At 32.7% G+C, this 10,304-nt stretch carries 10 protein-coding genes, 2 tRNA genes and 2 pseudogenes; 13 read left to right on the forward strand and 1 reads right to left on the reverse strand.

Annotated features, from left to right (window positions below; translation table 11 throughout):
* The first annotated feature begins 92 nt into the window (after positions 1–92).
* The 12 genes from sbcB to A9G37_RS07970 all read left to right on the forward strand — a co-directional run bounded on the left by sbcB (position 93) and on the right by A9G37_RS07970 (position 9,526).
* Positions 93–1,538 carry an exodeoxyribonuclease I gene (gene sbcB / locus A9G37_RS07915; protein WP_065560279.1) on the forward strand — a complete coding sequence of 482 codons (1,446 nt, stop codon included), beginning with the start codon at positions 93–95 and terminating at the stop codon, positions 1,536–1,538.
* A gap of 88 nt (positions 1,539–1,626) precedes the next feature.
* Positions 1,627–2,082: a CidA/LrgA family protein gene (locus A9G37_RS07920; RefSeq protein ID WP_081297696.1), complete on the forward strand. Its 456-nt coding sequence runs from the start codon at positions 1,627–1,629 to the stop codon at positions 2,080–2,082.
* Positions 2,079–2,768, forward strand: a complete 690-nt coding sequence (locus A9G37_RS07925; protein WP_065560280.1) for a CidB/LrgB family autolysis modulator — start codon at positions 2,079–2,081, stop codon at positions 2,766–2,768. The genes A9G37_RS07920 and A9G37_RS07925 overlap by 4 nt, the downstream gene beginning before the upstream one ends.
* Before the next feature lies 1 nt (position 2,769).
* Positions 2,770–3,417 carry an ElyC/SanA/YdcF family protein gene (locus A9G37_RS07930; RefSeq protein WP_081297232.1) on the forward strand — a complete coding sequence of 216 codons (648 nt, stop codon included), beginning with the start codon at positions 2,770–2,772 and terminating at the stop codon, positions 3,415–3,417.
* A 162-nt stretch (positions 3,418–3,579) separates the two neighbouring features.
* Entirely contained in the window at positions 3,580–4,308 is a 729-nt protein-coding gene (gene artP / locus A9G37_RS07935; RefSeq protein WP_065560281.1) for an arginine ABC transporter ATP-binding protein ArtP, read from the forward strand.
* A gap of 23 nt (positions 4,309–4,331) precedes the next feature.
* The gene (locus tag A9G37_RS07940) at positions 4,332–5,066 is read left to right on the forward strand and encodes a transporter substrate-binding domain-containing protein (RefSeq protein WP_065560282.1); all 735 of its coding nucleotides are present in this window, start codon (positions 4,332–4,334) and stop codon (positions 5,064–5,066) included.
* A 129-nt stretch (positions 5,067–5,195) separates the two neighbouring features.
* Positions 5,196–5,924, forward strand: a complete 729-nt coding sequence (artQ, locus tag A9G37_RS07945) for an arginine ABC transporter permease ArtQ (protein ID WP_065560289.1) — start codon at positions 5,196–5,198, stop codon at positions 5,922–5,924.
* Between the two features lie 12 nt (positions 5,925–5,936).
* The gene (artM, locus tag A9G37_RS07950) at positions 5,937–6,614 is read left to right on the forward strand and encodes an arginine ABC transporter permease ArtM (protein ID WP_065560283.1); all 678 of its coding nucleotides are present in this window, start codon (positions 5,937–5,939) and stop codon (positions 6,612–6,614) included.
* Between the two features lies 1 nt (position 6,615).
* Positions 6,616–8,451 (forward strand): excinuclease ABC subunit UvrC, encoded by a 1,836-nt coding sequence (gene uvrC / locus A9G37_RS07955; RefSeq protein ID WP_065575175.1) that lies wholly within the window; start codon positions 6,616–6,618, stop codon positions 8,449–8,451.
* Between the two features lie 108 nt (positions 8,452–8,559).
* Positions 8,560–9,111 (forward strand): CDP-diacylglycerol--glycerol-3-phosphate 3-phosphatidyltransferase, encoded by a 552-nt coding sequence (gene pgsA / locus A9G37_RS07960; protein WP_034913104.1) that lies wholly within the window; start codon positions 8,560–8,562, stop codon positions 9,109–9,111.
* 239 nt (positions 9,112–9,350) lie between these two features.
* Positions 9,351–9,438: transfer RNA gene (locus A9G37_RS07965), tRNA-Leu, on the forward strand.
* A 12-nt stretch (positions 9,439–9,450) separates the two neighbouring features.
* Positions 9,451–9,526: transfer RNA gene (locus A9G37_RS07970), tRNA-Gly, on the forward strand.
* Between the two features lie 188 nt (positions 9,527–9,714).
* On the opposite strand, the pseudogene A9G37_RS13620 reads toward A9G37_RS07970, so the two are convergent.
* Positions 9,715–9,927, reverse strand: a pseudogene (locus A9G37_RS13620) (LysR substrate-binding domain-containing protein); the annotation flags it as partial.
* A 41-nt stretch (positions 9,928–9,968) separates the two neighbouring features.
* Here A9G37_RS13620 and A9G37_RS07980 point away from each other — a divergent pair.
* Positions 9,969–10,223: pseudogene (locus tag A9G37_RS07980) on the forward strand (transposase); the annotation flags it as partial.
* Positions 10,224–10,304 lie beyond the last annotated feature (81 nt).

Here is a 10,304-nt window from a genome sequence, read left to right on the forward strand (position 1 = left end):
ACTTAAATAGCTAAAAACAAAAATAAACAAAAATTTATTATATCTTATTGAATTTAAATAAATAAAAGAACAATTATGAGCAAAGAAGAACAATGAAAAATAACCAAGAACAGCCAACTTTTTACTTCCACGATTATGAAACATTTGGAACTCATCCTGCATTAGATCGCCCTGCTCAATTTGCTGGAATTCGAACTGATGAGAATTTTAATATTATTGAAGATCCTTTGGTTATATATTGTTGTCAAGCTCAAGACTATCTACCCAATCCAGAAGCGGTACTAATTACTGGCATAACACCTCAAGAAACTAATAACAAAGGAGTTTGTGAAGCTGAATTTACTCGACAAATTCATCAAGCTTTTAGCAAACCTAATACTTGTATTTTAGGATATAACAATATTCGTTTTGATGATGAAGTAACGCGTAATCTTTTATATCGTAATTTTTATGACCCTTATACTTATTGTTGGCAACACAACAATTCAAGATGGGATCTACTTGATGTAGTTCGTGCTTGTTATGCGCTAAGACCAGAAGGAATTAATTGGCCAACTAATGATGAAGGCCTACCAAGTTTTCGTTTAGAACATCTAACAAAAGCAAATAACATTAAGCATGAACATGCACATGATGCAATGTCTGATGTTTATGCAACTATAGCAATGGTTAAATTAATAAAAGAAAAACAACCTAAACTGTTTAATTATTTTTTCTCATTACGTAAAAAAAATAAAGTTGCTGAACTTATTGATGTAGTTAATATGACACCAATAGTTCATGTATCAGGTATGTTAGGTAGCCATCGTGGTAATCTATCTTTAGTTTCACCTATAATTTGGCATCCAGTACAAAATAGTGCCGCTGTTATTTGCGATTTAACTGGAGATATAGATCTCTTAATCGATCTACCTGTTGAGCAAATAAAGGAAAGGCTCTACACCAAAACTAAAGATCTACAATTAGGTGAATCACGAATACCTTTAAAATTGGTTCATACCAATAAATGTCCTGTTATTGCACCATTAAAAACATTATTACCTGAAAATGCTGAACGGTTTAACATTGATATAGAGCAATGTTTAATAAACCAACATAAATTGTTAGAAAATCAAAATTTATTACAAAATAAAATACAGACGTTATTTAATATTGATAATAATAGTCCTATTAATACTATTAACGCTGATGTTGATGCTCAAATTTATGGAAAATTTCTAAATAACCAAGATAAGTTACGCTGCGAGACTATTCGAACAACTCCAATTCATCTATTAGATAGTTTATCATTAACGTTTGATGATCCTCGTTTACCAACACTATTTTTTCGTTATAAAGCGCGAAATTACCCACAAACATTAACAGAGCATGAACAGATTATTTGGAAAGATTATTGTCGCGATAAACTCAACACCCCAAAAATTCAAGATTACTTATTAATATTAGAACAATATGCTGAAACTTATATTCAGCAACCAGAAAAACTAGCAATAATTAAACAACTTTATCATTACTGCCATTATTTAGTTGGTAATTAATTTTGACGAGCGTATCATATAGACAAATAACTTTATGTCACTCTAGCATCCGTCATAATTTATAATTAAGATTAATAGCATTTACGTTATGAAACATTTTCTAGCTAAGCACGCTACCATCAGACATAGACTATATTCTTTATACTATACTTTTTTTAGTTATGGTCGTGGATTGGTCATATTAACTCTTTGTTTATGGGTAGGTAATATTATTTCTAAAATATTACCTATAATAATTCCTGGCAGTATTATTGGTTTATTGATCCTGTTCTTTTTACTTGCATTTCAGTTAATTCCCACTTGCTGGATCAAAAATAGCTGTAATCTATTCATGCGTTACATGACATTATTATTTATTCCTGCAGCAATGGGGATTATGGATAATTATTCACTTTTATTACAAAATTGGGTTCCGATTATATTTGGCTGTGTAGGTGGTTCTCTTATTGTATTGCTTCTAACCGCATTTTTAACAGAACAATGTCATAAAATCGCAGCAAAAAATTCAATTTCATCACCAAAAGATGAGGTCAATCAGCCATGATATGGATGCTACCATTAACGCTTTTTGTTTTCTTCATTATTAGAAAAATATCATTTAAAATAAAAAATCCGTTATTTAATCCCCTTGTGATTACGGTAATAGTATTAATTCCAATTTTACTGATAACAAACACCAGTTACACACAATACGTTGACAACGTACAAATCATTAATAAACTATTGCCTTATTCTGTTGTTGCTCTCGCCTATCCTTTATATGAACTTATTCCCCAAATTAAAGCTCGTTGGAAGTCAATAATGATTATTACTTTTACCGCATCGCTTGCTTCAATGATAACCGGTGTTTGTATTGTATTTTGGTTAGGTGGAAGTATTGAGATTGCTGCATCTGTGCTACCTAAATCTGTTACTACTGCCATTGCAGTAACAATTGCAAGTAATCAAGATGGTGTACCGTCAATAGCTGCATTATGCGTGATATTAGTTGGAACATTAGGCGGTATATTTGGACATCAAATATTAAATTTAGTTAAAATAAAATCAGCACCAGCAAGAGGATTAGCTATCGGTGCTGTTTCACATGCTGTCGGCACTGCCCGTTGTATTGAAGTTGATTATAACGAAGGTGCGTATAGTTCGTTATCATTAGTTTTATGTGGTGTTATGACCTCATTGACAGCACCTTTTTTATTTCCAATAATGGTATTTATTTTTAACTGGTTTTAGCATGAAATTAAAAAAGCTTATTGCTTATATTGCTAGTTTCTGCTTGATTTTAATAACTGCTATTGTAGGTTTAGATTATTGGATCAGCTATAAAACAGCTCCTTATATTTATCATGATGAAAACAAACTTCCTTACCGGACTATTGGTGTTGTACTTGGAACATCGAAATATGTTCGAGGAGGAGGTTTAAATGATTTTTATCGTAATCGTATTGATGGAGCAATTGATCTTTATTGGCAAAACAAAGTTGATTATTTATTATTAAGTGGTGATAACGCTCTTTTAAGCTACAACGAACCAATTACTATGAAGAAGGATTTGATAAAAGCAGGAATTCCTAGCGATGTGATCGTTTTGGATTATGCAGGTTTTAGAACTTTCGATTCAGTGGTTCGTGCCAATAAAGTATTTGATGCAAATAATTTTACTATTATCACTCAAGAGTTTCATTGCGAACGAGCCATTTTTATTGCCCTTGCTCAAGACATACAAGCACAATGTTTTGCTGTGCCCTCCCCTAAAAATATGAAGTTAGTCCGTATCCGCGAAATGTTTGCGCGTGTTAGTGCATTTATTGATCTTTATATTCTAAAAAAAGAACCTAGATATCTTGGCCCTGTAATTCCTATTTTATCTAATGCTCAATAACCATCCTAAATAACAAAAGATTGTAAAAACTTTCAGGAAAGTGCATCTTTAAGTATAAAAACCAGACAAAAGAGAACTTGTCTAATAAATTAGATTGCATTTTTATGCAGGAAAAAGTAATATTTAATCAAATTTAGCATCAAGAAAAATGTATAACTAACAATGAATATTGAATTAAACCATATTAACTGTTTTTATGGTAAACATCAGGCTTTAAATGATGTTTCACTCTGTTATCCACTTGGTGAAACCATTGTTTTACTTGGTCAAAGTGGAGCAGGAAAAAGCTCTTTATTAAAAGTATTTAATTTACTTGAAATACCTAAATCAGGGCAGATGACTATTGCTAACACCCATTTTGATTTTTCTGAAAAAATCAGTGAATCAACAATTAGACATCTCCGTAAAAATGTAGGCATGGTATTTCAAAACTATAATTTATGGCCGCATTTGACGGTACTAGAAAATTTGATTGAAGCACCTTGCCAAGTATTAAAGTTATCTAAAAAAGAAGCTTGCGATAAAGCAATGGCGATATTACAAAGATTGCAAATTGATGATATGGCACAACGCTACCCGCTTCACCTCTCAGGTGGACAACAGCAACGTGTCGCTATTGCTAGAGCGTTAATGATGGAACCTCAAATATTATTATTCGATGAACCTACAGCAGCATTAGATCCAGCAATTACATCGCAAATTGCCGAAATTATCAATGAGCTATCTCAAACAGGTATTACACAAATTATAGTTACGCATGAAGTTGATTTTGCACGCAAAATTGCTTCACAAGTAATTTATATGGAGCAAGGTAAAATCATTGAGCGAGGACAACTCGAATGTTTTGCTCATCCTAAAACTGAAGAGTTTAAAGCTTATTTGTCACATTAATTAAAATAAAATTAGGTGGATATATGAAAAAAACGTTACTAGCCATTTGTCTTGCAGGAACTGCTTTTGTAGCTCAAGCAGCAGACACCTTAACAATCGGAACAGAAGCAACTTATGCGCCTTTTGAATTTACTAATGAAAAAAATGAAATCATCGGCTTTGATATTGATGTGATTAATAAGATTTGTGATGAAATAAAAGTTTCATGCAAAATTGTCAATCAATCATTTGATGGTTTAATTCCTAGCTTAAAAACTCGTCGAATTGATGCCGCTATAGCCGGAATTGATATTACGCCAGAACGACAAAAACAAGTTGATTTTACTAAAATTTATTATGATGATAGCTCAATCCAATTTGTTACATTGAAAGATACATTGACTAGTCTCGATCAACTAAAAGGTAAACGAGTTGGTCTACAAAAAGGAACAACTTATCCTAAATATTTAAGTGATAAATTCCCAGATATGAAAGCGGTTAGCTATGATAGTTATCAGTACGCTATTTTAGATTTAAAAGCGAAGAGAATTGATGCAATAGTTTCAAGCTCAATCGTAGCTGGCGAATGGCTAGGCAAAGAGGCAGATATTGTTGCTTTAAGCGATAAAATCACTGACCACGACTATTTTGGTGAAGGTTTAGGAATTGCTATCCGTAAGGGTAACGAAAAATTACTTAACCAATTTGATCAAGCAATAGATAAATTAAAAGCTAACGGTGAGTTAGATGCTATCTATAAAAAATGGTTCAATAAATAAACTATATTTTTAAATAAATACAATGATAATCTCGCCGCATTATCTTGCGGCGAATTTATTTTTTAAATTAACCTTGGTTTTTTTATGTTTGATTTTTTTGCAAATAAAATGATATGGATCTCATCGTTAATGGATGGGTATATTTTGCCGCTTATACAAGCAACAGGTATCACATTATCATTGGCCTTTGTATCATTAATTATCGGAATTGTTTTCGCTTTAATTTTCTCAATACTAGAATCTGTTCCATTTAAACCCGTTGCGTGGGCAATGTCCTTATTTAACTTAACAATTCGCGCGTTACCTGAATTATTAATTGTGGTAGCTATTTATAACGGATTACCACTATTATTAATATTATTAAATGATGGTTTCACAATCGATCTTTATTATTTGTCATTGACGATACAATTAGATATTCAAGATTTTAATATTAGTCCTTTTTTATGCGGTGTTGCAGCACTATCACTTTTATACGCTGTTTATGCCTCTCAAACGTTACGCGGTGCATTTAAAGCAATTTCTAACGGACAAAAACAAGCAGCTCAAGTACTTGGGTTAAGTAAATCACGCACGTTTCTTCGTATTATAATGCCACAAATGTGGCGTCATGCCTTGCCTGGATTAAGTAATCAGTGGTTAATTTTGTTAAAAGACACCGCATTAGTTTCAGCAATTGCAATTGATGATTTAATGATGCAAACCAAAACTATCATCGCGCGAACCAACCAACCTTTTTTATGGTATTTTGTTGCAATGATCATTTATCTAATTATCTCAATTTTAAGTCAAAAGGTTATAACGCGTATTGAAAAACGCTCAACCTATTTTGAACAACCTACATCAGCGAAAAGTTAGTAAGGCCGTATTATGTCTGATAATTTTATTCATTACCTTAACATCATTGCCCAAGGTTTACCCGATACATTAAGTTTAGGTATTTTGGGTATTTTATCTGCTGGATTGATTGCTGCTTGTCTATCATGCATATTGTCATTAAATCACTTTATATTAAATAAAGTTATACGCACATATGTCATTATATTTACAGGTACACCTTTACTAGTACAACTTTTACTAATTTATTATGGGCCATCACAATTTAGAGATATTTTAATCAAAATACCGACGTTTTATAACATTATTTCTTCGCCTTGGTTTTGTGCCTATTTAACATTAACACTCAATAGTGCCGCCTATACAACTCAAATTTTTTATGGTTCATTAAAAGCCTTACCTAAAGGACAGTGGCAAGCTTGTGAAGCACTTGGCATGAATAAAAAACAAACTTTAAAAGTTGTTTTGCCTTATGCATTAAAAAGAGCCCTTTCGACTTATTCAAATGAAGTTGTCTTTGTAGTAAAAGGCACAGCATTAGCGTCAATGATTCCTGTTATGGATGTTATGGGCTACAGCAATGAATTGAATGCGGATTATTATGATTTCACTATTTTTATTGCTGCTGGGTTAATATATCTCTTGATAAATGGTTTACTTAGCACCATTATGAGGATTATAGAGAAAAAAGCCCTCAAATTTGAAAACTAATATGAGCCAATTTGATTCAGCATCTTTTTTAAAAACAGTTCCACATAAGCCAGGAATTTATCAAATGTTTAATGATAAACAGACGATTATTTATGTGGGAAAGGCTAAAGATCTTAATAATCGCTTAAAAAGTTACTTTAATAATAGTAAAAAAACGCTAAAAACGGATATGCTCGTTAGTCATATCCATCATATTGAATTTACAATTACCAATACCGAAACCGAAGCCTTACTGCTTGAACAGACTTATATTAAAAAGTATCAACCCCGATACAATGTACTGTTAAAAGATGACAAAAGTTACCCTTTTATAAAGTTAAGCAAAGAACAACATCCGCAATTGTCTCTTTATCGTGGTGCGGTCAATCGAAAAAAAGATGAATTTTTTGGCCCTTATCCAAGTGGATATGCAGTAAAGCAAATATTAGCTTTATTACAAAAAACATTTCCAATAAGACAGTGTTTAAATTCAACCTATCGCAACCGAACTCGCCCCTGCCTACAATATCAAATTAAACGTTGCTTAGGGCCTTGTGTGTCTGGATTAGTCAGTGATGAAGATTACCTAGAACAAGTTAACTATGTTAGATTATTTTTATCTGGTCAATCAGATCAGATAATACAAAAAATAACTGAAGATATGCAAAAAGCTAGTAGCGAACTCAACTTTGAAAAAGCAGCGGTTTTGCGTGATCAACTTCAAGCAATAAAACACATTAATGAAAAACAAGCAATATACAATAATAATGATAATCTTGATGTTATTGGATTCCATTATGAATTAGGATTAGCTTGTATCTATGTACTGTTTATTCGGAATGGGCAAACTTTTGGTCATCGATCATACTTTCCTAAAGTACCATCAAATACAGAACTAGAAGAAGTTATAGAAACTTTTTTAGGACAATTTTATCTACAAGGTAACCAGAATAGAAATATTCCGAGAAAAATTTTACTCAATTTTTCATTATCAGATAAACAACCAATGGAAGAGACACTGTCACTTATTGCAGAGCATCAAGTTAAACTCATTGATGAACCTAAAGGAGATAATCTTAAATTACTCAATATTGCAACAGTAAACGCTCAAACTGAAGTTAAAAATAAGCTATTAGAAAATTCCACAATAAAACAACGATATGACGCATTAAAATCTTTTTTGGGAATCGATAAAATTAACCGAATGGAATGTTTTGATATCAGCCACTTTATGGGTAAAAACACGATTGCATCTTGTGTTGTATTTGATGATAAAGGACCTGTTAAATCTGAATTCCGTCGTTATAATATTACTGGTATCACACCTGGCGATGATTATGCGGCAATGGAACAAGTCTTAACGCGCCGTTACAGTAAAAAAGAACTACCCGATGAAAAAGTTCCTGATATTATTTTTATTGACGGTGGTAAAGGGCAACTTAATCAAGCTCTAAAGGTATTTGAACAATTAGAGGTAAATTGGAACAAAAATCATCCTATACTAATTGGTGTTGCTAAAGGAGCTGATCGTAAAGAAGGATTAGAAACCCTCTTTTTTGAAGCTCATGGTACAGGACATTATCTTGATGATCATTCCCCTGCACTATTACTCATTCAGCAAATAAGAAATGCATCACATGATCATGCTATTGTTGGTCAACGTAAAAAAGGGACAAAACAATTAACCGACAGCGCCTTAGAACATATTGAAGGTATTGGCGCTAAAAGGCGTCAAGCACTACTGAAACATTTTGGTGGATTAAGAGAGTTAAAAAATGCCAGTATTGATGAAATAGCGCAAGTACAAGGTATATCAAAACAATTAGCTGAAAAAATTTATCTAAATTTACAACAATAACCCATTGAAAAAATAACATATTTCAGGCAACATAATCATTAAGAAAATACTGTTTTTTATTAATCTATAATGCATTGATTAATAAAATAAAAAAAGAGCTTTTGTCACATGAAAATTAATTTTCCAACATTTTTAACACTATTTCGAGTTATTTTAATTCCTTTTTTTGTGCTGGCATTTTATTTGTTCCCTCATGAATGGTCTGGTTTTTTCTCTGCATTAATTTTTTTAATTGCGGCCGTGACTGATGTATTAGATGGTTATCTTGCTCGCCGCCTAGGACAGACAACCAAGTTTGGCGCATTTTTAGATCCAGTCGCCGACAAAATCATAGTAACAATAGCGCTTGTTTTAATTACACAATATTATCAATCATGGTGGATCTCAATCCCTGCAATTATTATTGTTTCACGAGAAATTATAATATCGGCCTTACGGGAATGGATGGCTGAAATTGGTAAACGTAACAATGTAGCTGTTTCGTCAATTGGGAAAATCAAAACGATAGCACAAATGACAGCATTAACTTGGCTACTTTGGCGTCCTTGTGACATTGTTATTTACGCAGGTCTTGCAGCATTGTTTATTGCAACAGTATTAACGCTATTATCAATGTTGCAATATTTATGGATAGCACATAGCGATTTATTAGAAGAATAATAACTTTTAGTTAATATTTCTACCTAAGCATGTTTTTATTCGAGTAATTTTGTTGATAAATTCTAGTAAACAAAATTACTCATCCCCTTCAAAATCAACCAATAACTTCTATTTAAATTGTTAATCAATCAAACATTGAGCAATTAAACGATTTATTTAAAATTTTTATTGACTGAAACCATAAGATCGGTAAAATGCACAGCATTCAAAACAAATTACTTTTTAGTAATTAATTTTGAGCCCGGGTGGTGAAATCGGTAGACACAAGGGATTTAAAATCCCTCGGCCTTTTTGGCCGTGCGAGTTCAAGTCTCGCCCCGGGCACCACTTCTTACCTATGCGGGAATAGCTCAGTTGGTAGAGCACGACCTTGCCAAGGTCGGGGTCGCGAGTTCGAACCTCGTTTCCCGCTCCAATTCAAAAGTAATAATTAAGACAAGAAGTTAGTGGCAATAATTTTATTTTTAAAGTCCTAATTTAGGTTTAATGATTTTTGTTTTTTGATTTATTTCTGACATTTCCTTTTGCGTTATAAAATAACTCAAATGTCAAATTAAATAAGGACTATTACAAATAATCAAATGTAGACAATTTAATCTCCCTTTAAATTTTCAATGCGTCAATAACAGCTCTTAGCGCAGGAGATATATTTTTATGAGGGTAATAGATATACGATGCTTCGAGCTTAAGGCTAAAACGGTGTAGCACTCTAATGAGAACGCCTTTTTCTATATCATCCGCTACCAATTCTTCTGGTACATAGGCTAACCCCAATCCCAAGCGAGCAGCTTTAGCTTCCAAATAACTATCAGCAAAAAAGTAGAAAATTCTCTATGATAAAAGTAAAAGGGGATTTAATGATGAAAAAAATGACTGAACATCAAATCGTCGCTATTTTAAAAGAAGCTGAAGCAGGTATTCCTGTCAAGGAACTCTGCCGTAAATATGGCATGGGTAATTCAACTTTTTATAAATGGCGGGAAAAATACGGCGGCATGGAAACTTCGGATATCAAACGCTTAAAAGAGCTGGAGGCTGAAAACCGCAAACTTAAGCAGATGTTTGCCGAGCTGAGCTTAAAATCACAGCTTCAGGAAGAAATCATAAAAAAGCTTTAGTGCCCACAAAGGCACGTAAAACGTGGGCACAGCAACTACAACAAAATCATTCTGTTACTATAGCTATGAGCTGCG

It is taken from the genome of Gilliamella sp. GillExp13 (genome assembly GCF_001690815.1).
GTDB classification, from domain to species: Bacteria; Pseudomonadota; Gammaproteobacteria; order Enterobacterales; family Orbaceae; genus Gilliamella; species Gilliamella bombi.